General features: G+C 72.5%; 19 protein-coding genes. 5 read left to right on the top strand and 14 right to left on the bottom strand.

The features are described 5' to 3' along the window. Nucleotides 1-18 precede the first annotated feature (18 nt). Together IO33_RS0120885 and IO33_RS0120880 are read right to left on the bottom strand one after the other, a co-directional pair. Nucleotides 19-1,614, bottom strand: coding sequence for an acyl-CoA carboxylase subunit beta (locus tag IO33_RS0120885; protein ID WP_031167180.1), 1,596 nt, complete (start codon nucleotides 1,612-1,614; stop codon nucleotides 19-21). A 154-nt stretch (nucleotides 1,615-1,768) separates the two neighbouring features. Next, a complete protein-coding gene (locus IO33_RS0120880) occupies nucleotides 1,769-4,072 on the bottom strand; it encodes a polysaccharide lyase 8 family protein (protein ID WP_031167179.1) in 2,304 nt (767 codons plus the stop codon). 323 nt (nucleotides 4,073-4,395) lie between these two features. Here IO33_RS0120880 and IO33_RS0120870 point away from each other — a divergent pair, with 323 nt between their 5' ends. After that, nucleotides 4,396-5,004, top strand: coding sequence for a YceI family protein (locus IO33_RS0120870; protein ID WP_031167177.1), 609 nt, complete (start codon nucleotides 4,396-4,398; stop codon nucleotides 5,002-5,004). An 83-nt stretch (nucleotides 5,005-5,087) separates the two neighbouring features. Here the strand turns inward: IO33_RS0120870 and IO33_RS0120865 are convergent, their stop codons facing one another. Both IO33_RS0120865 and IO33_RS0120860 read right to left on the bottom strand, forming a co-directional pair. Next, on the bottom strand, nucleotides 5,088-6,458 hold the full coding sequence (locus IO33_RS0120865) for a hypothetical protein (RefSeq protein ID WP_031167175.1): 1,371 nt from the start codon (nucleotides 6,456-6,458) through the stop codon (nucleotides 5,088-5,090). A 47-nt stretch (nucleotides 6,459-6,505) separates the two neighbouring features. Beyond that, nucleotides 6,506-9,517 carry a glycoside hydrolase family 3 protein gene (locus IO33_RS0120860; RefSeq protein ID WP_031167173.1) on the bottom strand — a complete coding sequence of 1,004 codons (3,012 nt, stop codon included), beginning with the start codon at nucleotides 9,515-9,517 and terminating at the stop codon, nucleotides 6,506-6,508. A gap of 304 nt (nucleotides 9,518-9,821) precedes the next feature. Here IO33_RS0120860 and IO33_RS0120855 point away from each other — a divergent pair, with 304 nt between their 5' ends. Further along, nucleotides 9,822-10,424, top strand: a complete 603-nt coding sequence (locus IO33_RS0120855; protein ID WP_031167170.1) for a GOLPH3/VPS74 family protein — start codon at nucleotides 9,822-9,824, stop codon at nucleotides 10,422-10,424. Between the two features lie 89 nt (nucleotides 10,425-10,513). Here IO33_RS0120855 and IO33_RS0120850 read toward each other — a convergent pair whose 3' ends face one another. The 5 genes from IO33_RS0120850 to IO33_RS0120830 form a co-directional block, all read right to left on the bottom strand. After that, nucleotides 10,514-10,963, bottom strand: a complete 450-nt coding sequence (locus tag IO33_RS0120850; protein WP_031167168.1) for a VOC family protein — start codon at nucleotides 10,961-10,963, stop codon at nucleotides 10,514-10,516. 13 nt (nucleotides 10,964-10,976) lie between these two features. Further along, nucleotides 10,977-12,587 (bottom strand): citramalate synthase, encoded by a 1,611-nt coding sequence (gene cimA / locus IO33_RS0120845; RefSeq protein WP_031167166.1) that lies wholly within the window; start codon nucleotides 12,585-12,587, stop codon nucleotides 10,977-10,979. Between the two features lie 285 nt (nucleotides 12,588-12,872). Continuing rightward, nucleotides 12,873-14,195 (bottom strand): MFS transporter, encoded by a 1,323-nt coding sequence (locus tag IO33_RS0120840; protein WP_031167164.1) that lies wholly within the window; start codon nucleotides 14,193-14,195, stop codon nucleotides 12,873-12,875. 77 nt (nucleotides 14,196-14,272) lie between these two features. Further along, nucleotides 14,273-14,908: a response regulator gene (locus tag IO33_RS0120835; RefSeq protein ID WP_031167162.1), complete on the bottom strand. Its 636-nt coding sequence runs from the start codon at nucleotides 14,906-14,908 to the stop codon at nucleotides 14,273-14,275. Beyond that, nucleotides 14,905-16,179 (bottom strand): sensor histidine kinase, encoded by a 1,275-nt coding sequence (locus tag IO33_RS0120830; RefSeq protein WP_078963812.1) that lies wholly within the window; start codon nucleotides 16,177-16,179, stop codon nucleotides 14,905-14,907. The genes IO33_RS0120835 and IO33_RS0120830 overlap by 4 nt, the downstream gene beginning before the upstream one ends. A gap of 168 nt (nucleotides 16,180-16,347) precedes the next feature. Here IO33_RS0120830 and IO33_RS0120825 point away from each other — a divergent pair, with 168 nt between their 5' ends. Then, entirely contained in the window at nucleotides 16,348-17,436 is a 1,089-nt protein-coding gene (locus IO33_RS0120825; RefSeq protein WP_031167156.1) for an ABC transporter permease, read from the top strand. Further along, the gene (locus IO33_RS0120820; protein WP_031167153.1) at nucleotides 17,433-18,140 is read left to right on the top strand and encodes an ABC transporter ATP-binding protein; all 708 of its coding nucleotides are present in this window, start codon (nucleotides 17,433-17,435) and stop codon (nucleotides 18,138-18,140) included. Before IO33_RS0120825 ends, IO33_RS0120820 begins: the two co-directional genes overlap by 4 nt. Here the strand turns inward: IO33_RS0120820 and IO33_RS0120815 are convergent. From IO33_RS0120815 to ureA, 4 genes are read right to left on the bottom strand one after another with little or no spacing between them, the layout of a single operon-like run. Then, entirely contained in the window at nucleotides 18,106-18,717 is a 612-nt protein-coding gene (locus IO33_RS0120815) for a TetR/AcrR family transcriptional regulator (protein ID WP_031167151.1), read from the bottom strand. The genes IO33_RS0120820 and IO33_RS0120815 overlap by 35 nt on opposite strands. Nucleotides 18,718-18,736: 19 nt before the next feature. Next, complete coding sequence (locus tag IO33_RS0120810) at nucleotides 18,737-19,777, bottom strand: agmatine deiminase family protein (RefSeq protein ID WP_031167149.1); 1,041 nt, start codon at nucleotides 19,775-19,777, stop codon at nucleotides 18,737-18,739. A 16-nt stretch (nucleotides 19,778-19,793) separates the two neighbouring features. Next, complete coding sequence (locus IO33_RS0120805; RefSeq protein WP_031167147.1) at nucleotides 19,794-21,518, bottom strand: urease subunit alpha; 1,725 nt, start codon at nucleotides 21,516-21,518, stop codon at nucleotides 19,794-19,796. Next, nucleotides 21,515-22,225, bottom strand: coding sequence for an urease subunit gamma (gene ureA, locus IO33_RS0120800; RefSeq protein ID WP_031167145.1), 711 nt, complete (start codon nucleotides 22,223-22,225; stop codon nucleotides 21,515-21,517). The genes IO33_RS0120805 and ureA overlap by 4 nt, the downstream gene beginning before the upstream one ends. 144 nt (nucleotides 22,226-22,369) lie before the next feature. Between ureA and IO33_RS0120795 the strand changes: the two genes are divergently transcribed. Next, nucleotides 22,370-23,839: a cytosine permease gene (locus IO33_RS0120795; protein WP_051926879.1), complete on the top strand. Its 1,470-nt coding sequence runs from the start codon at nucleotides 22,370-22,372 to the stop codon at nucleotides 23,837-23,839. Here the strand turns inward: IO33_RS0120795 and IO33_RS0120790 are convergent. Next, nucleotides 23,836-24,924 (bottom strand): branched-chain amino acid aminotransferase, encoded by a 1,089-nt coding sequence (locus tag IO33_RS0120790; RefSeq protein WP_031167140.1) that lies wholly within the window; start codon nucleotides 24,922-24,924, stop codon nucleotides 23,836-23,838. The two genes, IO33_RS0120795 and IO33_RS0120790, sit on opposite strands and share 4 nt — an antisense overlap. Nucleotides 24,925-25,145 lie beyond the last annotated feature (221 nt).

Raw genomic sequence — 25,145 nt, 5'->3', positions numbered from 1 at the left:
CGCGGCGGGTCCGCTCGGTTACTGCGGGGGGTTGCCGTGCTTGCGGGAGGGCAGGTCGGCGTGCTTGGACTGCAGCATCGCCAGGGACTTCACCAGGACCTCGCGGGTCTCGGCCGGGTCGATGACGTCGTCCACCAGGCCACGCTCGGCCGCGTAGTACGGGTGCATCAGCTCGGACTTGTACTCCTTGACCATGCGCGCCCGCATGGCCTCGGGGTCCTCCGCTCCGGCGATCTGGCGGCGGAAGATGACGTTGGCCGCGCCCTCGGCGCCCATGACGGCGATCTCGTTCGTCGGCCAGGCGTAGGTGAGGTCGGCGCCGATCGACTGGGAGTCCATGACGATGTAGGCACCTCCGTACGCCTTGCGCAGGATCAGCGAGATCCTCGGCACGGTCGCGTTGCAGTAGGCGTACAGCAGCTTCGCGCCGTGACGGATGATTCCGCCGTGCTCCTGGTCGACACCGGGGAGGAACCCCGGCACGTCCAGGAAGGTGACGATCGGGATATTGAAAGCGTCACACATCTGGACAAAGCGCGCAGCTTTTTCACTCGCCTCGATGTCCAGGACGCCCGCGAGGACCTGGGGCTGGTTGGCGATGATGCCGACCACCTGGCCGTCGAGGCGGGCCAGCGCGCAGATGATGTTCCGCGCCCAGCGCTCGTGGACCTCCAGGTACTCGCCGTCGTCGACGATCTCCTCGATGACCTTGGCCATGTCGTACGGCCGGTTGCCGTCGGCCGGGACCAGGTCGAGGAGGACGTCGCTGCGCCGCTCGACGGGGTCGGACGCCTCCGCCCGCGGGGGGTTCTCCCGGTTGTTCTGCGGCAGGAGCGACAACAGGTACCGCACCTCGGCGATGCAGGTCTCCTCGTCGTCGTACGCGAAGTGGCAGACGCCGGAGGTCTCCGCGTGGACGTCGGCTCCGCCGAGGCCGTTCTGGGTGATCTCCTCGCCGGTCACCGCCTTGACCACGTCCGGGCCGGTGATGAACATCTGGGAGGTGTCACGGACCATGAAGACGAAGTCCGTGAGGGCCGGGCTGTAGGCCGCGCCGCCCGCGCACGGGCCCAGCATCACGGAGATCTGCGGGATGACACCCGAGGCCCTCGTGTTGCGCTGGAAGATGCCGCCGTACCCGGCGAGCGCCGAGACGCCCTCCTGGATGCGGGCGCCCGCGCCGTCGTTCAGGGAGACCAGGGGGGCGCCGGCCGCGATGGCCATGTCCATGATCTTGTGGATCTTGGTGGCGTGGGCCTCGCCCAGCGCGCCGCCGAAGATCCGGAAGTCATGGGCGTAGACGAAGACCGTGCGGCCCTCGACCGTGCCCCAGCCGGTGATGACACCGTCGGTGTACGGCTTCTTCGCCTCCAGGCCGAAGCCGGACGCCCGGTGCCGGCGCAGCTGCTCGACCTCCTGGAAGGACCCCGGGTCCAGGAGCAGCTCGATCCGCTCCCGCGCGGTCAGCTTCCCCTTGGCGTGCTGCGCCTCGGTCGCCTTCTCGCTGGGACCCGCCACGGCCTGGGCACGAATCTCGTGCAGCTCGGCGACCCGTCCGCGTGCGTCCGTCGGCTCGCCGGTCGGCTCACCCGTCGTCTCTTCCAAAACGGTCATGTAGCGACCTTACGAAGGATGCCAAGGAAAGCGAGCCGTCGACTCCGTACAGTCTCCGGCCCGTTTTCCTGGTGCGAGTGAACAGAACCTTGGCCGCGTGCAGCCTTTCCGACTGCTCACAGGGCGTCGGCGTTGTAGGGAGGCCACAAAGGCGTTACCTGAGAGCCAGCTCACATTCGTGCGTGGCGGATGCCATCCCTGGAGTGACACGGAGCCTCAGACGGGGTTCCGTGGACAGGACCTCCACACCGTCGCCTGCCCGGATCACCGCCCGCACCGGCCGGTCCCAGACGATCTCCAGCGGCACTCCCGTACGGGGTGGCTCGCTCATCCGGAGGGTGGCCGTACGGCCTCGGCGCACGATCAGGACGCTCGCGCCCGCCGAGACGGTCAGCCCTCCCACCGTACCGGCCCGCCAGAAGTTGGCCGCCACCAGCCCGATGCGGGGTACGGCGACGGCCTGGCGGACGGGGTCGTTGCCGAGGACGGACAGCCAGTCGCGGTCGGCGGCCCGGGCGGCGGTCTCGGCACGCGAGGCGCCAGGCAGCAGCACGTAGACGTAGGCGGCATCGTCCGGGTCGGTGCCGTGGTCGAGCCACAGGGTCTGCCAGCGCCGGGTGCGCCGTTCGTCGGTGCCGGCGCTGTTGATGTCGGACCAGGCGCCGGCGCGGTCCTCGCGCAGGGTGCGCAGTTCACCCCCGCACGGCAGGATCCAGCCCCCGTGCTCCGCCAGATGGGCCCAGTTCCGGCCGCATGCGAAGCTCTGGTCGCCGTTCTCGCCCAGGTTGCGGTTGTCCACGACCGTCTGGACCGGGACGCCGTCGGCGCAGCCGATCCCGGCGCCGAGGCAGACGACGGCGTCGTCCAGGAAGAACCAGGACTTGCGGGCCCGCAGGGTGGAGTCGAGACCCTTCAGATGCTGGCCGACCGCCGCGTACCGGCCGTCCGTGGTCCCTCCCACCCAGCGCACGTCCGGTCTGGGCGCACCCCACTCGCCGCCGGCCCGGTCGGCGAGCCGCTTGGTGGAGACGGTGGTGCCGGGCAGCCGGTACCAGTCGACGGTCGGCCAGAACCAGTCCGTGTACTGGTCGCCGCGGCCCGCCGGCCACCAGTACAGCATTCCGGAACCGGTGTGCCAGCCGCGCGGGTTCTCGCCGTTGCCGCACTCGTAGTGGGCGATGCGGTCGCTCGCCATGGCGAGGGCGGCGGTGAACCGGGGCCCGCGGTGGACGGCGCGGTCCATGGCCGCGAAGAGCCGGTGGCCGAGGGGTTCGGCGGCCGGCGGGACGGGCGCGTCGGCGACGGCGTGCAGGCGTGCCAGGTCGGCGACGTCGAACTGACCGCCCGTCAGGACCGGTGTGACGGTGTCCCGTTCGATCCAGCCCTTCACCAGGCCGTGCCACCGCTCCCGCCGCTCCTGACCCGCGCCGGCCGCGAGCAGCGCGATGGCGGCGACGAGCGCCTGCCCGTGGAAGTGGTCGCTGCGCATGAGGTGCCGGTCGTCGTCGCGCAGGCAACCCCGGCTGATGGCACGGCCGTTGACGCAGTCCATCACCAGTCCGTCATGGATCAGGGGCGCCCAGGCGTGCTCCACGGCGTCGAGGAGGCCGTGCCGGGCGGGGTCGGTGATCTCCCACGGCGAACCGGCCAGCAGCGCGAAGAGCCGTCCGAGGCCGTCGAGCAGCACCTGGCCGTACGTCCCCGAGTAGGCGACCCAGGTGTGCTGGACGAAGGAGCCGTCGGCGTAGAGCCCGTCGCCCCGGGTGACGTACGGGAAGACCGGCGAGAGCGCGTCCCGGGCCAGGGAGATCCGGCCGGCGTCCCGGCCGAGGACGCCGCGCAGGGCGACACTGCGGCACAGGTCGACGCGGTTGGCGCCGGTGGAGGTGCCGGAGTAGTCGGTGAGCAGGGCGTCCGGGACGAAGTGGTCGACGGCCGCGCAGGCGGCGGTGACACGGGCCGCGCCGAGCCGCTCGTACAGGGCGGCGGTGATGTCCATGAGCAGGCGCGGGCTGCCGATCTGCCATTCCCACCAGTTGCCGTAGCGGGTGGTCGAGGGGTTGTAGACGGTCGCGGACAGGTGGTCGAGGCCGCGCAGGACGGCGGCGAGGAGCACGGGGTCGCCGGTGGCGCCGGTGCCGGGCTGGACGCAGGCCTGGGCCATGGTCCACAGCCGGCCGTAGCTGAAGGTGATGCCGGACGGCGGGTCGAAGGGGTGGCCTGGCCAGAGGGAGCCGGTGGCCGGGGCCATGGTGGCGGCGAAGTCGCGGGCACGGGCGCCGAGTTGGGCGAGGCGGGAGGCGTACGGCGCGGTGCCCGGGTCGTAGCCCGCGCCGAGGGCGAGGGTGAGCCAGCGGCGGCGCAGGGTGTCGTAGGGATCGCCGTCGGCCCGGGCGCCGGGTGCCAGGGCCGGGACGAGGGCGGCGGCCAGCAGCAGTGCGCGTCGGCTCACGCCCATGCGGTCGGTCACCGCCTCTCCCGGCGGCTCAGCAGCCGCCGCAGTCGCAGTGGAGGGCGTCCCAGTGGTTGCCCTCCTCGGCGTAGATGTTGCCGGACCCGAGCGCGGTCAGGACGGAGCGGAGCCTCATGGCTTTCGCGGGCTTCATGGGGATGGTGCCCGAGCTCTCCGCCTGTCCGCCAGAGAGCGGCGTGCATCACTCCGGGTGACAGTGAAAACACACTCCGGATGATGTTGAAAATCGAACCGAATGGGTCTACCGTCGAGAACGTCAGGTTGTTTAACGTTCAACAGATCGCACAGATCGGATTCCGGAGTACGACATGGGCATCTTCAGCCGCAAGGACAGCACCACCCCGACCACCGCCGCGCCGGCCGCCACGGACCCCGGCCTGACCGCGCTGACCGGCGACTACACGATCGACCCGGCGCACACCACGATCGGTTTCGTCGCCCGGCACGCCATGGTCACCAACGTCAAGGGCGGCTTCCACGACTTCACCGGCACGCTGCACCTGGACGGGGCGGAGCCCAGCAGGTCCAGCGCCACGCTCGACATCAAGATGGAGAGCATCGACACCGGCAACGCCGACCGGGACGGGCACCTGAAGTCGTCCGACTTCTTCAGGACCGAGGAGTTCCCGGCCATGACCTTCCGCTCCACCAAGGCGGAGGCCCTGGGCGGCGACGACTACCGCATCACCGGTGACCTCTCCCTGCTCGGTGTCACCAAGCCGATCACCATCGACCTTGAGTTCAACGGCGCCGCGACGGACCCGTTCGGCAACCAGCGCGTCGGCTTCGAGGGCAAGGCCGAGATCCTGCGCTCGGAGTGGGGCCTGACCTGGAACGCGGCGCTGGAGACCGGGGGCGTGCTCGTCTCCGACAAGATCAAGCTGAACTTCGACATCTCGGCGATCAGGAACGCGTGACCCTTGCCCTCCCGCCACAGGGCGGGGGCTGAGGGAGCGGCTGGGGTCCCTTCCCGCGAAGGGGTGAGGGGCGCGGGCCGGCTTCAGAACCCGCCGCCGAAGTCTCCGCCGCCGTCACCGCCGCCGAAGTCTCCCCCGCCGTCCCCGAATCCGCCCCCGAAGTCCCCGGGGTCGAAGTCCGTGCCGGACACGTCGCCCCCTTCGTAGCCGCCCCCGAAGTCGCCTGCGCCGAAGTCGCCGTAGCCGGTGCCGTAGTCGGCCGCGTAGGACGGGGTGGCCATGATGCTGCCGAGCAGGGTGCCGACGAGCAGGCCGGGCAGGATGCCGCCGCCGAAGTAGCCGCCCGCCCAGGGGCCGTAGGCGGGACCCGCGTCCCAGTAGGGGCGGCGGCCGTGGTCCGTGTCGACCTCGCGGATCACCGGGTCGCGGCCGTCGGCCAGCCGGGTGGCGTCGGCCGCGCAGACGGGGACCTGGCGCGCGGCTCCGCCGGGCGGGGTCCAGGTGGCGTCGGTGACCGAGGGGCCGTGCCGCGGGTCGAAGAAGCAGGGCGGGCGGCGCTCCGGCAGGGGGCGGCCCTCGCGGCGGGCGGCCAGCCTGGCCAGGGAGAAGCGGCCGTCCTCCAGGGCCTCGGTGACCGTACGGACGTCCTCCGGCCGGCTCGCGGCGGCCATGCGCTGTTTGGCGGTGTCGTAGGTGTCCAGGGCGTGCTCGTAGTCGGCGCGCATCGCGTCGTCGGCGCCGGGCTCGGCCGGCTGGAAGTCGAGGCGGTCCAGTTCCTCGCCGAACGCGGTGATGTCCTCGTCGACGACCACCCGCAGCCGGTCCAGGGCGGCCCGCTGCTCCTGCTCGCGGCGCCGGCGGTTGCGGCGGACCAGCGCGTACGCGCCCGCGCCGGCGGCCACCACCACCGCCCCGGCCACGATCAGCGCCGTGCCGGAAGCACCGCCGCCCCCGCCCGAGGAGCCGCCCCAGCTCTTCGGGGCGTGGCCGCCCATATGGGCGAGGGCGCGGTCGGTGAAGTCGGTGAGCTGGGCCTTGGCCGGCTCGCCCTGGACGCTCGCCACCAGGTTCTGCCGGGCCGTCACCGACATGACCGAGGAGTCGGCGCGGGCGTCGAAGCGGTCGCCGAGGCGGATGCCGTACAGGCCGGTGACGCCGGTGGCCGCGCGGAGCCGGGAGAACAGGTTCGCCGTGGGGTAGTCGGCCGGGAGCACCACGATGAACAGGGGTTTGCCGGCGTCCTTGATGCGTGTCACGAGCGCGTCGGCATCCGCCTTCGACAGCTGGGCGGAGGCGGCCGGGTCGACGTAGACCGGGCCCGCGCGCAGGGCGTCGGCGATCGTGGAGATGCCGGTCTGCGCGCTCGCCGCGGGCGCGAACAGGGTCGCCATGACCAGGACGAGGACGGCCAGCAGCAGCGCTGGGAGGCTTCGGGTCCGCAGGACGGCCTTCATGCTTCGAAGCTACCCGAAGCCTCCCGCAGTCGGGCGTACGGGCGGACCTACATGGCCCCGTATGCCTCGATCAGCTTCTCCACCGCCTTTCCGTACCGGCCGGTCAGCAGCAGGTGGTCGGCGTCGGCGAAGGGCTTCGCGACCGCCTCCGTCATCCGCTCGCCGGCCTTCTGCTGGACGAGCAGCCGCGCCTTGGCGACCAGCGCACGGCCGGCCCGGCCGGCACCCCTGCGCTCGGCCGCGGCGGCCGCCACGGCGAGGGCGTGCAGGGTGGCCGTACCGCCGCGCGGGACGCCGGTGAGCGTCGTGAGGCCCCAGCCGTAGGGGAACTGGGGGTCGTACGACGCGTCGCCCACGTTGACCGGCAGCTGGGACTCGGACTTCGGCCAGGTGACGGGGAGCTGTCCGGTGAAGGGGCGCGTGCCGTAGAGGACGTCGGCGACGCCCTCGCCCTCGGTGCCGGGCAGCCAGGAGGCCACGAGCGCGTCGATCCCGCCGAGGCGGTCGCCGATCAGCTGGGGACGGCCGGAGACGATCAGCACCGCGCACTTCATGGCCGCGCACACCTTGTCCACGGCCGCCTGGTCGGCGGCCGACAGCTCCAGGGAGTGCCCGTTGCCGACGTCGCCGACGCCCTCGGCGTACGGGGTCTCGCCGACCACGACCACGCCGACGTCGTAGCCGTCGGTCGGCGCGGAGGCGTCCCGGGAGTAGGTGACGTCCCCGCCGGCCTCGCGCATGCCCTGCAGGATGGTCGTGCCCCGGGTGTGGGTGCCGGACGCGCCCTGCCAGGTGAGGGTCCAGCCGCCCGTCTGGTTGCCGAGGTCGTCGGCGTCGGACCCGGCGACGTACACCTTCTCGCTCTTCCTGAGCGGCAGCAGCCCGCCGCTGTTCTTCAGCAGCACCTGCGACTCGGCGGCTGCCCGGCGGGCGACCGCCCGGTGGGCCGGGGAGCCGATGGCGGCGGCGCCGGACGTGTCGGCCCAGGGGTGCTCGAAGAGGCCGAGCTCGAACTTCCGGGTGAGGATGCGGGAGACGGCGTCGTCGATCCGCCGCTCGCTGATCCGGCCCGCCTTCACCTCGTCGACGAGCGTGGAGCTGAAGTCCTTGTAGGAGTACGGCACCATCATCATGTCGACGCCCGCGTCCACCGCCGTACGGACGTGGGCGGCGTAGTCGCCGGGGAGCTGGTCGATGGCGTTCCAGTCGCTGATGACGAAGCCGTCGAAGCCCATCCGGTCCTTGAGCACGCCGTTGATCATGTCGCCGCGGGCGTGCATCTTCACCGCGCCCCGGCCGTCGCCGGCGATGTCCAGGGAGGAGTACGACGGCATGACCGTGCCGACGCCCCGCCGGACGGCCGTCGCGTACGGCGCCAGGTGGATGTCCTCCAGCTGCCGCCGGGTCACCTTGGTGACGCCCTGGTCGATCGTGTAGGTGCCGGTGGTGGAGGAGCCGTACGCGGTGCCGCCGTCGCCGGCGAAGTGCTTGGCGGTGGCCAGCACCTTGTCGTCGCGGCTCAGGTCCCGGCCGTCGGCCCGGCCCTGCAGGCCCTGGATCACGGTCTCCATGGACTGCACGAGGGCCGGGTCCTCGCCGAAGGACTCGTAGGAGCGGCCCCAGCGTTCGTCGCGGCTCACGCACAGGCAGGGCGCGAAGTCCCAGGGGATGCCGGTGGCGCGGACCTCGGCGGCGGTCACCGCGCCGGTCTGCTCGGCGAGTTGGGGGTCGCGGCCGGCGCCGATGCCGATGTTGTGCGGCATGATCGTGGCGCCGGCCAGGTTGTTGTGGCCGTGGACCGCGTCGACGCCGTAGATCAGCGGGATCTGGAAGCGGGTCGCCCGGGCGCGGAGCTGGAAGCCGTCGATCATCCGCGCCCAGGCCTCGGGGGTGTTGGGCGTGGGCGTGGAGCCGCCGCCGGACAGCAGCGAGCCCAGGTCGTACGCGGCGATGTCACCCCCGCTGCCCACGGCGCCCCGTTCGGCCTGGGTCATCTGCCCGGCCTTTTCCTCCGGGGACATGCGGGAGAGCAGGTCGGCGACGCGCCTGCGCACCGGCAACTCGGCGTTCAGATACGGCAGTCCGTGTGCGTCGACGACGATCTGCGGGGTCTCGGCGGGTGCCTTGGCTCCGGTGACCGTGAGCTTCAGCGGGACGGTCTTCGCGGACGCGGCGGACCGGACCGTCCGGGTGGGCACCTCGATGGTCCGCGAGGCTCCGGACGCGGTGCCGGCCGGGAAGGTGAGGGTGCCGGAGACCGGGGAGTAGTCCCGGCCTGCGGTGGCGGTGCCGCCCTCGGTCGTGTACGTGACCGTCACCGGGTCGTCGACGGGCCGGTCGCCGGTGGTGGCCAGCGTGACCCTCACCCTGGCGGTGCCGCCCTCCCTGACCGGGTAGACGGGCGCGTCGGTGCTGACGGAGGCGCGCAGCGACTGGTCGGCCCTGCCGTACAGCTCGACGTCGTCCATGGCGAAGTCGCCCTTGGTGCCGGCCGGGAGCGTGACGGCGTACCCCCACATCCCGGTCAGTCCGAGGACGTGGTCGATGCCGCCGACGGGCTGGTAGTCGGTGCGGTAGACGAAGTCCGTGAAGGGGATCTCGATCTGCTTCCAGCCGGTGAAGTCGTCGGTGAAGGACGTCGTCCACAGTTCCGAGGCCTCGCCGTTCGCTCCGCCGTCCTTGATCTCGAAAGCGGTCTTCCGGCCGTCGTCCCGGCCCTGCCACCAGAAGCGGATGCCCTGGTACGCCGACCAGTCGTGGGCGGGCCGGTCGGCGGCGAAGTCGTGGGTGAAGCCGCCGTAGCCGCTGATGTCGTAGGTGCCGGTGAGGACCTTGGCGCCCTCCGGGGCGTCGGCGCGGTCGGTGAGGTGGAGGGCGGGCGGGTCGTCGGGGTCGCTCCCCCAGGTGAAGATGCCGTCGGCGGGCTGGGAGGCGAAGGGGACCTCGCCCTCGAAGCGGTCGACGGGGGCCGGCGCGGGGTCGTCGGCCGCGTGGGCGGCGGCCAGGGGCAGCAGGGCGGCGAGCAAGGCCCCGGAGACGAGCAGGGCGGTTCTTGGCATGGACCTTCCCTCGGCTGTCATGGTTCACTCATGGCTTAGATCACGCCGTGAGTTAACTAACGGCCCCCAGACCCGTCAAGACGCCGCGTCAGACTTTCCGGGAAGGGCGGCACAGCACGGGGAGAACCCCCTGCGCGGTCCGGCTCCTGGCCGGCCGCACTCCTCACCACGGCCGGCTCCACCGTGGCCGGCGCGGCGACGCGGCGATCCGCGACCACCCCGAGCAGGAAGCGGGTCCGACCACCCCGAGCAGAAGGCGGGTTGCCGTGCTGCGCTCCGGCCCCCTACGGCCCATGGTGGGAGTATGACCACACCGCAGGACCTGTTCCTCGTCAGCCTGGACGTTCCCCACGAGCAGCCCGTCGAGCAGGGGGACCTGTCACTGGCGCTCGCCGGGGCCGAGCTGGTCGACCTCCTCGGCGCCCGGGCGCTCACCCTGGAGGGCGGGCGGATCGTGCCGGGACCGGTGCTGACCACGGGCGACCGGCTGCTGGACGAGGCCGGGGCGGCCCTGGTGCGCAAGGAGCCGTACGAGGCGGTCGAGGACTGGCTGTGGCGGCGCGGGCAGGGGCTGGCCACGGCCTACCGGGACGTCCTGGAGTCCGAGGGACAGCTCACCGGGAAGCGCCGGCGCTGGCTCGCACTGCGCGACCGGGACGACCCCACGGCCGACACCCCGGCCCGCCGGCACGCGGCCGACCGGTGGTGGTCCCACGAGCCCGTCCTGGCGGGGCTCGCCTCCACCCTGGGCATCCCGGACGACCGCCCGGCCGCACCCGAGCCCGGCGACGAGGCTGTCGTCACCGTCCTGGTGGCGGTCGGCGACGCGGTGACCGAGCTGGCGGCGGTGCGCGAGCGGCGGCGGATCGAGAACGTGGCCTTCGACAACATCTGGCGGGCGCCCTGAGCCGCGTCACCGGAGGACGCCGTCGCCGCGGCCGGCCCGATCCGCAAGAAGGACCCTTCGGGCGGACGGCGGGAGTTTGACGACAGGGGCTAGCGGAGGAAGGGCGCCGACGACCCGCGGACCGGCTGGCCGATGCCCAGCAGGTTGCCCTCGCTGTCCCGGAACCAGGCACCCCGCTCGCCGCGCGCGCCCTTGCTCGGGTAGTTGCCCTCGATCTCGGCGATGCCGTCGCGGGTGCGGAGGCCGGGCACGTCGACCTCCTCGAAGACCACGCCCCGGCGCCGCAGCTCCGCCATCACCGCGTCGAGGTCGTCCACCTCGAAGGCCATCTGGGTGAAGGTGCCCGGCGAGGTGCCGGTGGAGCGGAACACGACGAAGTCCACGCCCGCGCATCGGTACAGCAGCCCGCCGGGGCGTTCGTCCACCGGCGCGAGGCCGAGCTTCTCGGCGTAGAAGCGCCGGGCCCGCTCCAGGTCGCCGGCCGGCAGCCGGGTCGCCACGCGGGCCCGGGACAGGAGGTCACTCGCCTGTGTGCTCATGCCTCCACTGTGGCTACTCGGCCGGCGTCACGCCCGCCCGCAGCAGCCCGTAGGTGCAGGCGTCTTCCAGGGCCTGCCAGGAGGCGGCGATGACGTTGTCGGCGACACCGACGGTCGACCACTCGCCGGAGCCGTCCGAGGTGGAGATCAGGACCCGGGTGGTGGAGGAGGTGCCGTGCTTGCCCTCCAGGATGCGGACCTTGTAGTCGACCAGCTCCAGCTTGGCGAGCTGCGGGTAGATCTTCTCCAGGGCCACCCGCAGGGCGCGGTCGAGGGCGTTGACGGGGCCGTTGCCCTCGGCCGTGGCGACGATCCGCTCGCTCTTGGCCCACAGCTTGACGGTCGCCTCGTTGGCGTGGGTGCCGTCGGGGCGGTCCTCGACGATGGCCCGCCAGGACTCCACCTCGAAGTACTTCAGCGGCCTGCCCTCGACCTCGGCGCGCAGCAGCAGTTCGAAGGAGGCGTCGGCGGCTTCGTACGTGTAGCCCTTCAGCTCGCGTTCCTTCACCCGCTCGACCACGCGGCCGACCAGCGCGCGGTCGCCGCCCAGGTCGATGCCGAGCTCCTTGCCCTTCAGCTCGATGGAGGCGCGGCCCGCCATGTCGGAGACCAGCATGCGCATGGTGTTGCCGACCAGCTCGGGGTCGATGTGCTGGTACAGGTCCGGGTCGACCTTGATGGCGGAGGCGTGCAGACCGGCCTTGTGCGCGAAGGCGGAGACACCGACGTACGGCTGGTGGGTGGACGGCGTGAGGTTGACGACCTCGGCGATGGCGTGCGAGATGCGGGTCGTCTCGCGGAGCTTGCCCTCGGGCAGCACCTTCTTGCCGTACTTCAGCTCCAGGGCCGCGACGACCGGGAAGAGGTTGGCGTTGCCGACGCGCTCGCCGTAGCCGTTGGCCGTGCACTGGACGTGGGTGGCGCCCCCGTCGACGGCGGCGAGGGTGTTGGCGACCGCACAGCCGGTGTCGTCCTGGGCGTGGATGCCGAGCCGGGCGCCGGTGTCGGCGAGGACGGTGGAGACGACGGCGTGGACCTGGGCGGGCAGCATGCCGCCGTTGGTGTCGCAGAGGATGACGACGTCCGCGCCCGCGTCCGAGGCCGTACGGACGACGGCCTTGGCGTACTCGGGGTTGGCGCGGTAGCCGTCGAAGAAGTGCTCGCAGTCCACGAAGACCCGGCGGCCCTGGTCCTTCAGGTACGAGACGGTGTCGCGGACCATCTCCAGGTTCTCGTCCAGGGTGGTGCGCAGCGCCAGTTCCACATGCCGGTCGTGGGACTTGGCGACCAGGGTGATCACCGGGGCGCCGGACCCCAGCAGGGCGTTGACCTGCGGGTCCTCGGCGGCTTTCGCCCCGGCGCGGCGGGTGGCGCCGAAGGCGACCAGTTGGGCGTGCTTGAAGTCGATCTCGGCCTGCGCGCGGGCGAAGAACTCGGTGTCGCGGGGGTTGGCGCCGGGCCAGCCGCCCTCGATGAAGCCCACGCCGAAGTCGTCCAGGTGCCGTGCGATGGCGAGCTTGTCCGCGACGGTGAGGTTGATGCCCTCGCGCTGCGCGCCGTCGCGCAGCGTGGTGTCGAAGACGTGGAACGAGTCGTCGAGCTCGCTGGTTGCCGTCTCGGTCATGGTCTCAAGGCTCCTGTTGTGGATCTTCGGTCTTACCGGAATGACCGGCTCCACCGTCCCCCCAATGGTCCCTCGCGCTCCGCTCCCGGCTGTGGGTGGGCCGGAAAACGAAAAAACCCCTCGCGGGTGCGAGAGGTCTGCGCGCGGGTCGAGGACGACGGTGGCCACCCGCACCTGGTCGTACAAGGTGGTCACTGCGGACCGGCGCGCCTGCTGCCCATAATCATGGCGAACGAGAGCACGGGGGCAGTCTGGCACAGCCCGGCCCCCGGCTCACCGGTCGTCTCAGGATGCGGGCGTCAAGGTGGACTCCCCGGAGCCGGCTCCGGCTTCCCGACCGGCCCTCGCCCGGCTCAGGTCCAGGTCCTTGGTCTCCCGCATGGTGACGTACACCACAAGGGATACGGCGGCACAGCCCGCCACGTACCAGTAGAAGCCGGACTCGATCCCGGCCTTCTTGAACCACAGGGCGATGTACTCGGCGGTGCCGCCGAACAGGGCGTTGGCGAGGGCGTACGGCAGGGCGACGCCGAGCGCGCGGACGCCCGTCGGGAACAGCTCGGCCTTCACACAGGCGTTGATCGAGGTGTAGCCCGTGACGACGACCAGCGCCAGCAGGGCGAGTCCGAGGGCCGGCCAGTAGCCGTCCGCGTGCCTGAGCAGGGTCATGACTGGCACGGTGAGGAGGGTGGAGCCGACCGCGAAGGTGATCAGCAGGGGGCGCCGGCCGATCCGGTCGGACAGGGCGCCCGCGAGGGGCTGCAGGCAGGCGAAGACGATCAGCGCGGTGAAGGAGACGAGCGTCGCCGTCTGCTTGGACAGGCCGGCCGAGTTGGACAGGTACTTGGTCAGATAGGTGGTGTACGTGTAGTACGCGACGGTGCCGCCCATGGTCAGGGCGATGACCAGGAACGCCTCCCGCCTGTGCGCCCACAGGGCGCGCAGCGTGCCGCGCTCCTCGGCGTGCGAGTCGTCCTCCTCGTACACCTCGGTCTCCAGCATGCTGCGCCGCAGATAGAAGATGACGGCCGCGCCGAGCGCACCGACGACGAACGGGATGCGCCAGCCGTAGCTGTGCAGCGCGCTGTCCGACATGGTGCGCTGCAGGACGATCAGCAGGCCGAGGCCGGCGATCTGGCCGGCGGTCATGGAGACGTACTGGAAGCTGGAGGCGAACCCGCGCCTCCTGGGGTCCGAGGCCTCGGTCAGATAGGTGGCGCTGGCCGCGTACTCGCCGCCCACCGACAGGCCCTGCAGCAGGCGGGCGACGAGCAGCACGAGCGCGCCGCCGTACCCGGCGACCGCGTAGGTCGGGGCGACGGCGATGAGGATCGCCGACGCCGACATCAGCGTGACGGTCAGCGTCAGCGCCGCCTTGCGGCCCTTGCGGTCCCCGACCCGGCCGAGCAGCCAGCCGCCCACGGGCCGCATGAAGAACCCGACGGCGAAGATGCCGGCGGTGTTCATCAGCTGGGCGGTGGGATTGCCGCTCGGGAAGAACGCGCCGGCGAAGTAGGTGGCGAAGCTCGCGTACACGAACCAGTCGAACCACTCGACCATGTTGCCCGCCGAACCGACCCAGATCTTCTTCCAGTGTTGTCGTCCCATGCGGCGGTACATGCCCGGCGACGGAGGAAACGATTCCTTTACCCAGTAGGGGTGTTGGGGCCGGGGCCGGGACCGGCTCAGCGGCGGATGAGGCCGAGGTCGGTGGCGGTGGCGACGGCGGCGGTGCGGGATTCGACGCCGAGCTTGGCGTAGACCCGGGCCAGATGGGACTTGACGGTGCCCTCGGTGAGGTGCAGCCGGGCGCCGATCGCCTGGTTGGACAGGCCCTCGGCGACCAGGGTGAGGACCTCGGTCTCGCGCCGGGTCAGGGCGGTCGCGGGGGCGCGCAGCCGGTCCAGGAGCCGGTCGGCGACCACGGGGGCGAGGATGGTGCGGCCGGCCGCGGCGGTGCGCACGGCCGCGGCCAGGTCCTCGGGCGGGGCGTCCTTGAGGAGGTAGCCGGTGGCCCCGGCCTCGATGGCGGCCAGGGTGTCGGCGTCGGTGTCGTACGTCGTCACGATCAGGACGCGGGGAGCACCCGGGCGAGCGGTGATGGCGGCGGTGGCCTCGGCGCCGTTCATGCCCCTGCCGAACCGGAGGTCCATCAGGACGACGTCGATCCCGCCCGCGGCGGCCCGGGCCACGGCGTCCTCGGCGGTGGCCGCCTCGGCCACCACCGTCATACCGGCCTCGGTCTCCAGCACGGCACGCAGCCCGGCCCGCACCACCGGGTGGTCGTCGGCGAGGAGCAGTCGGATGGGGGACTCGGTCACGGGCGGGCCTCGGGTTCGGGGTGGGTGCGGACAGGGGTACGGGGGCCGGCGGCGGGGCCGAGGGGGGAAGCGGTCCGGGGGACCGGGTCCGCGGGGAAAGCGGCGGTCAGCGCGGTACCGCGGCCGGGGGCGGAGTCGAGCGTCAGGGTGCCGCCGAGGCTGTGGATCCGGGTGCGCATGGCCATCAGGCCGAAGCCGCCGCTCTGCGGGTCGGGTTCGGGCAGGCGCGAGGGGTCGAACCCGGTGCCGTCGTCGGTGATGTGTACGGCGACCTGGCCGGCCGGATGGCCGAGGGTGACCTCGGCGGTGGTGGCGCCGGCGTGACGGACCGTGTTGGCGAGGGCCGACTGGGCCGTGCGCAGCAGGGCGACCTCCTGGGCGGTGGGCAGCGGCCGCGGGTCGCCGGTGAGGCGGAAGCGGACCGCGATCCCGTGCCGGGCGGCGGTCGTCGCGCACAGCCGCTCCAGCGCGTCGGCCAGGCTGCTGCCGTCCAGGGCGGGCGGGGTGAGGGCGGCGACGAAGCGGCGGGCCTCGGCGAGGTTGTCCACGGACGCCTGCCGGGCCTGGCCGACGAAGCGAGCGGCGTTCTCCGGCGCCTGGGGCAGGGCGCGTTCCGCGGCGCGCAGCAGCAACTGGATGCTGGTCAGGCCCTGGGCGAGGGTGTCGTGGATCTCCCGGGCCAGCCGCTCCCGCTCGGCGAGCACCCCGGCCGTGTGCTGGGCCTCGGCCAGGTCGGCGCGGGTGGCGGTGAGTTCCTCGATCAGCCGGCGGCGCTGTTCGCTCTCCCGGTACAGGGCCTGGTAGCCCCACACCACGGCCACCGCGACGGCGGCGCCGAGCGCCGGGCCGATGGCCATGGCGGGGGCGAAGGAGCCGGTGTGGACGGCGTAGGCGCCGATCGCGGCGAGCGCGGTGCCGGCCACGGCGGCGAGCGCGGTGCGGCGCGCCAGCAGGTGCAGCTGGAGGAAGTACAGCGGGAAGGCGACCCAGACCCCGTCGGCGGACAGGGCCAGCAGCACCAGCCACATCGCGCCCACGGCGGCCAGCCAGCGGGCGGCGGCCGGGCGCGAGGCGCGGACGCGGGGCAGCGCCGGCCCGGCCCCGTACACCGCCGCGCAGGCCGCGGCGGCGGCGACGATCCACCCGGGGTGCGGCAGGCCGTCGGCGAGGGCCCGGACGGCGGCCAGCACCAGCAGGCCGGCGATCAGCAGGTGCAGGCACCAGGCCAGGGTCCGGGTGGTCGGGGTCACGGAGGGAGTGTTCGCGTTCACGGTCCCTCCAGACTAAGGAGGCGGGCGGCGGGCGGGCCTCTGTCGAAAGTTGGAAGCCGCACGCCCCCTTTCGGTCCGGGAAGTGCGGTCCCCCGCCAGATGTCCGTGCGGGGGTGCGGCGGCGACGGTGGAGGCAGACCGTTTCCCGCGCAGAGAGCAGGCCGAGCCGTGTTCGTCGCCTTCCGAGACCTGAAGTTCGCCAAGGGCCGCTTCGCCCTGATGGGCACGGTGATCGTACTGATCACCCTGCTGGTCGGGCTGCTGTCCGGGCTGACCGCCGGGCTCGGCCGGCAGAACACCTCCGCGATCACCTCGCTGCCCGCCGACCGGATCGCCTTCGCCGCGCCCGGCGGCGGGCAGGACCTGGCGTACGCGGACTCCACGGTCACCGAGCGGCAGTGGCGGCGGTGGGCCCGCACGCCGGGCGTCCGCAGCGCCGAACCGCTGGGCATCACCATCACCAGGGCCACCGCCGGGACCAGGAGTACCGGGGTGTCCGCCTTCGGCGTGCGGCCCGGCTCGCCACTGGCTCCCGACGGCGGCCGGATCGGGGACGGTTCGGCGGTGCTGTCCGCCCCTGCCGCCGACCGCCTCCGGCTGCGGACCGGCGACACCTTCGCCCTGGCCGGGCGGAGGCTGACCGTGGCCGCCGTACGGGGTGACGCCTTCTTCAGCCACACCCCGGTGATCTGGATCAGCCTCGGCGCCTGGGGGAGGACCGCGCCTCCGGCCGGCCCCGGCACCGGCCCCACCGCGACCGTGATCGCCCTCGACACCGCCCCCGGCACCGACGTACGGGCCGCCGACCGGGCCGCGCGCACCCGGACCGTCACCCGGGACGCCTCGCTGTCCGCGATCGGCTCCTACACCTCCGAGAACGGCTCGCTCCAGCTGATGCGCGGCCTTCTGTTCGCCATCTCCGCCCTGGTCATCGGCGCGTTCTTCACCGTGTGGACGATCCAGCGCGGTGCCGACGTCGCCGTGCTCAAGGCGCTCGGCGCGCCCACTGCCACCCTCCTGAAGGACGCGCTCGGGCAGGCGCTCGTCCTGCTGACCGGCGGCACCCTGGCCGGCACCGGCATCGCGGCGGCGCTCGGTGCCGTGATCGCCGGGGGCGCGGTGCCGTTCCTGCTGACGCCCTCGACCGTGGTGCTGCCGGCCGTCGTGATGATCGTCCTCGGGGCGCTCGGGGCCGCGCTGTCGATCCGCCGCATCACCTCCGTCGACCCGCTGACCGCCCTGGGGAGCGCCCGATGAGCCTGAACCTGACCGGTGTCACCCTCACCTATCCGGACGGCGAGGACCGGCTGACCGCCCTCGACCAGGTCACCCTGGACGTCCCGAAGGGCACCCTGACCGCGGTGGCCGGGCCCTCCGGCTCGGGCAAGTCCAGTCTGCTCGCGGTCGCCGCCACGCTGGTGACGCCCGACTGCGGCAGCGTCACCGTCGACGGCACGAGCACGACCGGGATGAGCCGCCGCGCACGCACGGATCTGCGCCGCCGCTCGGTCGGCATCGTCTTCCAGCAGCCGAACCTGCTGGCCTCGCTGACCGCTGTGGAACAGCTCCAGGTCATGGCGCAGATCGACGGCCGGCGCCCGGCCCGGGCCCGCGGCCGGGCGATGGAGCTGCTGGCCGCGGTGGGCCTGGCCGCCCAGGCCGGGCGGCGCCCGCACCAGCTCTCCGGTGGGCAGCGGCAGCGCGTGAACATCGCCCGCGCCCTGATGAACGATCCCGCTGTGCTGCTCGTCGACGAGCCGACCAGCGCCCTGGACCACGAACGCGGGGCCGCCGTCATCGACCTGCTCGCCCGGCTCACCCACGAGCGGGGCACGGCCACGGTCCTGGTCACCCACGACCGCACCCATCTCGCCGCCGCCGACCAGGTCGCCGAGGTGGAGGACGGCCGGCTGACCCGGTGCGCGCTCAGGCCCCCGGCACCAGCAGCGAATCGGCGATGAACTCCCGTACGTGGCCCATGACCTGCTCCCGGTTCGTCCCCCGCAGGCCCACGGCCACATGGATGGAGAAGCCGTCGAGGAGCGCGCGCAGGCGGGCGGCGAACCGGTCGGCGTCGACGGGGCGGAACTGGCCGCGGGAGATGCCCTCGGCGAGCAGGGCGACCAGGTCCCGGTGCCAGGCGCCCTCGATGGCGGCCTGCCGTTCGCGAGCGTCGTCGTCGGCGTTCTGCGAGCGGTTCCAGACCTCCAGCCACAGGGTCCAGTGCGGATCGCGGTGGCCGTCGGGGACGTACAGGTCGACGTAGGCGGCGAGGCGCTCCCGGGCGCTTCCGGAGCCGGTGAGCAGCCGGCCCCGCTCCGCGCCGAGCCGCCCCTCGCTCCACTCCAGGGCCTGCAGCAGCAGCTCGTCCTTGGAGTGGAAGTAGTAGAGGAGATGGCCGCTGCTCATGCCGACCTCGCGGCCCAGCGCCGCCATGGTGAGCTTCTCCAGACCGCGCTCGGCGATCATGTCCATGGCGGCGGCGAGGACCTCCTCGCGCGGCGGCGCGTTCTTCCGCGCCCGTGCCGCACCGGCCATCCCTGACTCTCCTCGATGCTCATGCCTTCGGCTGCTGCTGGGTGATGCAGTGGATGCCGCCCCCACCCGCAAAGATCGTACGCGCGTCCACCAGGGTGACCGTCCGCTCCGGGAACAGACGGCGGAAGATCCCGGCGGCGATCTCGTCGCGGGGGTCGTCGAAGCCGCACAGCACGACGCCGCCGTTGCAGAGGTAGTGGTTGATGTAGGAGTAGTCGGCCCAGTGGCCGTCGGCCTCCAGGACGGTCGGGGCCGGTACCTCCACGACCTCCAGCCTGCGGCCCCGGGCGTCGGTCGCCGACTTCAGCAGGCCGATGACCTCCTTGGTGACCTCGTGGTCGGGGTGGGCCGGGTCCGGCTGGTGGTGGGCGACGACGACACCGGGGCGGGCGAAGGCGGCGACGATGTCGACGTGGCCGAGGGTGCCGAAGCCGTAGGGCGGGTAGTCGCCGGTCAGGCCGCGCGGCAGCCAGATCGCCTTGCTGGTGCCGAGGTGGGCGTGGATCTCGGCCTCGACCTCCGCCTTGGACCAGTGCGGGTTGCGCTCGGGGCCGAGCTGGACGGTCTCGGTGAGCAGCACGGTGCCCTCGCCGTCGACGTGGATCGCGCCGCCCTCGTTGACCAGCTTCGAGGCGTACGTCTTCGCGCCCGCGAGATCGGAGACATACGCGGCGATCTTGGAGTCGTGCTCCCAGCGGGCCCAGTCCTGCGCGCCCCAGCCGTTGAACGTCCAGTCCACGGCGGCCAGTCGCCCGCGTCCGTCGGTGAGGAAGGTGGGCCCGATGTCCCGCATCCAGGCGTCGTCCAGCTCGCGCTCGACCGTGGCGATGCCGGGGCCGAGCAGCGCCTCGGCGTCCGCCGACTGCCCGGGGCCGCACACGACCGTCACCGGTTCGAAGCGCAGGACGGCGCGGGCCACCGAGGCCCAGGCCGTGCGGGAGAGGCGGAGGTCTTCGGGGTCGTCGAAGGTGGGGTTGGGGCCCGGCCACGCCATCCAGGTGCGCTCGTGCGGGGTCCACTCGGCGGGCATGCGGAAGCCGTCGGCGGCGGGGGTGGTCATGTGAGATCCCTGAGGGTTAGAGGAAGTAGAGGCGGTTGAGGGAGACGGAGTCGGCGGGCTCGGAGCTGAGCGGTTCGCCGTCGAGGGTGACCAGGCCGGTGCGCCGGTCGACGTCGACGGCCCCGATACGGGCGTTCAGCCGCAGGTCCGCGGGGCCGATACCGCGGGTGCCGCGCACGGCGACCCGGCGCCGCCGGGTGGGCATCCGGTCGTTGCCCTGGTCGACGGCCGCCTGGGCGACGAACGCGACCGAGATGTCGGCGGCCGTGCTGCCGTACGCGCCGAACTGCGGCCCCAGCACGAGGGGTTCGCAGGTGTCGGTGGCCGCGTTGGGATCGCCGACCACGCCGTAGGCCGGGAAGCCGGACTTGAGGACGAGCTGCGGCTTGGCGCCGAAGTACTCCGGGCGCCACAGCACGATGTCGGCGAGCTTGCCGGTCTCGATCGAGCCGACCTCGTGGGAGAGGCCGTGGGCGATGGCCGGGTTGATCGTCAGCTTGGCCATGTAGCGCAGGACGCGGGCGTTGTCGTCGCCCTCGCCGTCGCCTTCCATGGGCCCCAGCTCGGCCTTCATCTTGCCGGCCATGGCGAACGTACGGCGGACCGTCTCACCGGCGCGGCCCATGCCCTGGGCGTCGGAGGAGGTGATGCCGATCGCGCCCAGGTCGTGCAGCACGTCCTCGGCGCCCATCGTGCCCGCCCGGATGCGGTCGCGGGCCATGGCCGCGTCGCCGGGCAGGTCGGGCTTGAGGTCGTGGACGGAGACGATCATGCCGTAGTGCTCAGCGACCGCGTCCCGGCCGAAGGGCAGGGTGGGGTTGGTGGAGGAGCCGATGACGTTCGGGACACCGGCCATCTTCAGCACGTTGGGTACGTGTCCGCCGCCGCAGCCCTCGATGTGGAAGGCGTGGATCGTGCGGCCTTCGAGGACGCGAAGGGTGTCCTCGACCGACAGGCACTCGTTCAGGCCGTCGCTATGCAGGGCCACCTGGACGTCGTGCTCCTCGGCCACCCGCAGCGCCGTGTCCAGGGCGCGGGTGTGGGCGCCCATGTCCTCGTGCACCTTGAAGCCGGAGGCGCCGCCCTCGGCCAGGGCCTCGACGAGGGGCGCGTCGTGGGAGGACGAACCGCGGCCTAGGAAGCCGATGTTGACCGGCCAGGCGTCGAAGGCGTTGAAGGCGTGGCGCAGCGCCCAGGGCGAGTTGACGCCGACGCCCCACACCGGACCGAACTCCTGCCCGATGACCGTGGTCACGCCGGAGGCGAGGGAGGCCTCCATGATGCGCGGCGACAGCAGGTGGACGTGCGTGTCGACGGCCCCGGCGGTGGCGATCAGTCCCTCGCCGGAGACGATGGAGGTGCCGGTGCCGACGACGACGTCCACGCCGTCCAGGGTGTCGGGATTGCCGGCGCGCCCGATGCCGCAGATCCGGCCCTCCCGGATGCCGATGGAGACCTTGCGGATGCCCTGCGCCGCGTCGATCACGACGACGTTGCTGATGACGACGTCACAGGTCTCGCGGACGGCGGCGGCCTTCAGGTGCAGTCCGTCGCGGGCGGTCTTGCCGAAGCCGGCCAGGAACTCGTCGCCGTACCGCTGGGAGTCGGACTCGACGCGGACGGTCAGGCCCGAGTCGCCGAGGCGGATGCGGTCGCCGGCGCGGGGGCCGTGGGTGGCCGCGTAGGCGTGCGGGTCGACGTGGATCGCCCGGCTCACCTCTCGTCCCTTCGAGCGGCTCATCGCTCCTCGCCTCCTTCCGGCGTGCTGACGTGGGTGACTCCGAGGTAGCCGCAGGCGGCGGCCCGGCGCAGGGCCTCGTCCTTCGCGCCCGGCGCGTCCAGCGGCCCGTCGACCAGTCCGGCGAATCCGATCGCGATCCGGTCACCGCCGATGGGCACGAGACCGACCTCCTCGGACTCTCCCGGCCCGAACCGCACGGACGATCCGGCGGGTACGGCCAGCCGCATGCCGTAGGCGGCCGCGCGGTCGAAGTCGAGCCGCGGGTTGGCCTCGAAGAAATGGAAGTGGGAGGTGACCGAGACCGGCACGGTCGCGGTGTTGGTGACCGGCAGCCGGACGACCGGCCCGGGGTCGGCGTGCTGGGGTCCGGGCAGCAGCGCGCCCGGTGCGTCCTCGCCGAGGCCGCCGCCGATGGGGTCGCAGACCACCGCGAGCCGGGAGCCGTCGTCGAAGACCGCCTCGACCATCACCTCGGTGACGACGTCGGCGACGCCCGGCAGCACGTCCTCGGGACCGAGCACGGACCGGGCCGCCTCGATGGCCTCCGCGAGCCGCCTGCCGTCGCGTGCGGCCTCGCACACGGTGTCCGCGATCAGCGCGGTGGCCTCCGGCACGTTCAGCCTCAGGCCGCGCGCCCGGCGGGCCCGGGCCAGCTCGGCGGCTCCGAACAGCAGCAGCCGGTCACGTTCCGTGGGGGTCAGTCTCACGTCGCGGCACCTCCTTGCCTTCCGCACTTTAGAACATCACTCTAAACACAGAATTCATGAAACAGAAGAATTGACCGGCGGGGAGGCTTCACGTCACATTGAACGTCGCTCAAAACTCTCAGGCGGCGTCGAAGGAGACCAGCCATGCCGATAGAACAGCGCGGAGTCGACACCATCCCGGACGAGGAGCGGACCAGCGGTCCGCGCGACCTCGTCTCGATCCTGCTCGGCTCCAACCTCTGCCTCGGAGTGATCATCTTCGGCTGGCTGCCGCCGTCCTTCGGGCTCGGCTGGTGGGCGTCGGTGAGCTCCGTCCTGGCGGGCACGGTCGTCGGCACCCTCTTCACCGCACCCCTCGCGCTGGTCTCCCTGCGCACCGCGACCAACCTCTCCACGTCCTCCGGCGCCCAGTTCGGGGTGCGCGGCCGGCTGGTCGGCTCGGTGGTCGGCCTGCTGCTGGCCCTCGGGTACACCGCGCTGACCGTGTGGATCGGCGGCGACGTGATGCTGAGCGTGCTCGGCCGGCTGTTCGGGCTGCCCGCGGACGGGGTGTCGTACGCCGTCGTCTACGCGGTGCTCGCCACGGCGACCGTCGCCGGCGCGGTGTACGGCTACCGGGTGCTGCTCGCGATGTCCAAGGTGCTGGCGATCGGCATGACGGCCCTGCTGCTGCTGGGTGTCTTCGCCTACGCCCCGCACTTCAGCACCGCCGCGCTGCCGGGCACGGGCGGATATCTGCTCGGCTCCTTCTGGCCGACCTGGTTCCTGGCCGCCGTGGCCGCGGGCCTGTCCGGACCCATCGCCTTCATCACGCTGCTCGGCGACTACACCCGCTACATCTCGCCGTCCCGGTACTCCAGCCGCCGCGTGCTGCACGCCACCTGGCTCGGCCTGGTCCTCGGCCTGCTGGTGCCGCAGCTGTTCGGCACGTTCACCGCGTACGCGGCCCACGCGGCGCTCGACTACGCCGGTCCGCTGGTGTCGGCCTCCCCCGCCTGGTACCTGGTCCCGCTGCTGCTGTCCGCCTCGGCCGGCTCGGTCGGCAACGCGGGCCTGATGCTGTACTCGATGGGCCTCGACCTGGACGCCATCCTGCCGAGGGCCTCCCGCGCCCGCGCCACCTACACGGTCGCCGTCGTCGCCACCGCCTGCGTCTTCGCCGGCCACTACGCCTGGAACGCGCAGTCCGCGATGACGTCCTTCGTGCTGCTGCTCACCGCCATCGGCACCCCGTGGGCCGTCATCACCCTCATCGGCTTCGCCCGCTGTCGCGGGGTCTACGACGCCGACGCCCTGCAGGTCTTCAACCGCCGTTCACAGGGCGGGATCTACTGGTACCGGGCGGGCTGGAACCTCCGGGCGGCCGTGTCCTGGGCGGTGGGTGCCGGGGTCGGCCTGCTCGCGGTGTCCCTGCCGTCGTACCAGGGCCCGCTCCTGCGCCTGACCGGCGGGGTGGACTGCAGCTTCCTGCTGTCGGGGCTCGTGGGTGGCGCGGTGTACGTGTCGCTGACGCTCGCCGAGCGCCGCGAAGGGGCGCGGGGAACTGCGCGATCGGCCACAACGGCCCCGCAGACGCCCGACGCCCCTTCGCGGCAATTCGAACCGCGCTCTTAACCGACCTTGTGCATCCAGCCGTGCTTGTCCTCCGTCATGCCGCGCTGCAGACCGAGGAGGGCCTCGCGCAGGCGGACGGTGACCGCGCCGGGGGCGCCGTCGCCGTGGGTCCAGGCGTCCGTCTTGGTCTTGACGTGACCGATGGGCGTGACCACGGCCGCGGTGCCGCAGGCGAAGACCTCGGTGAGGGCGCCGGAGGCGGCGTCCTCACGCCACTGCTGGAGGGTGATGACCCCTTCCTCGGCCTTGTAGCCGAGGTCGCGGGCGACCTGGAGCAGGGAGTCGCGGGTGATGCCCTCCAGGATCGAGCCGGTGAGCTCCGGGGTGACGATCCGGTCGCCGTAGACGAAGGCGACGTTCATGCTGCCGCTCTCCTCGACCTTGGTGCGGGAGACCGCGTCGAGGTAGACGACCTGGTCGCAGCCGTGTGCGGCGGCCTCGGCCTGCGGCAGCAGGGAGGCGGCGTAGTTGCCGCCGGTCTTGGCGTCGCCGGTGCCGCCCGGGACGGCGCGGACGTGGTCCTCGGAGACCCAGATGGTGACCGGCTTCACGCCGCCCGCGAAGTAGGCGCCGGACGGGGAGGCGATCAGCATGAACAGGTACTCGTTCGCCGGGTGGACACCGAGCGCGGCCTCCGTGGCGAACATGAACGGGCGCAGGTAGAGGGACTCCTCGCCGCCGTGCGGCGGGACCCAGCCGGCGTCCTGGGTGAGCAGCGCGTCCAGCGCGGCGATGAACAGCTCCTCGGGCAGCTCGGCCATGGCCATGCGGCGGGCGGAGTTGCGGAAGCGGCGGGCGTTGGCCTCGGGGCGGAAGACCGCGATCGAGCCGTCGGGCTGCCGGTAGGCCTTCAGGCCCTCGAAGATCTCCTGGCCGTAGTGCAGGACGTGGGTGGAGGGGTCGAGGGAGATCGGGCCGTACGGAACGAGCTGGGCGTCGTGCCAGCCGCGGCCCTCGGTCCACCTGATGGTCACCATGTGGTCGGTGAAGTGGCGGCCGAATCCGGGGTTGGCCAGGATCGCCTCGCGCTCCGCGGCGGCGAGCGGGTGGGCGGAGGGCTTGAGCTCGATCGTGGGCGTCGTCATGAGTGGTTGTCCTTCACCGGTTGTAGTGACAGGCCGCAGACACGCCCGCACGACCGGTGGCCAGTGTTAGGACGTCCGAGCTTTCCCTCATACCGCGGCTCCGCGTTCGATTATCGCGCGGAGCCAGCGGTGGACGGAACCAGGGTGAAAGCGGCCCAGGGGTTGATGGTGGCACCCGGCGAGGCACAGGAAAAGCCGCCGGGTGCGGCAGCGACCCGGCG

Origin of the sequence: Streptomyces durhamensis, from assembly GCF_000725475.1 — a bacterium.
Classification (GTDB): Bacteria; Actinomycetota; Actinomycetes; order Streptomycetales; family Streptomycetaceae; genus Streptomyces; species Streptomyces filipinensis.
The sequence above is the reverse complement of the archived record's forward strand: the minus strand, read 5'-3'. Positions and strand labels throughout refer to the sequence as shown.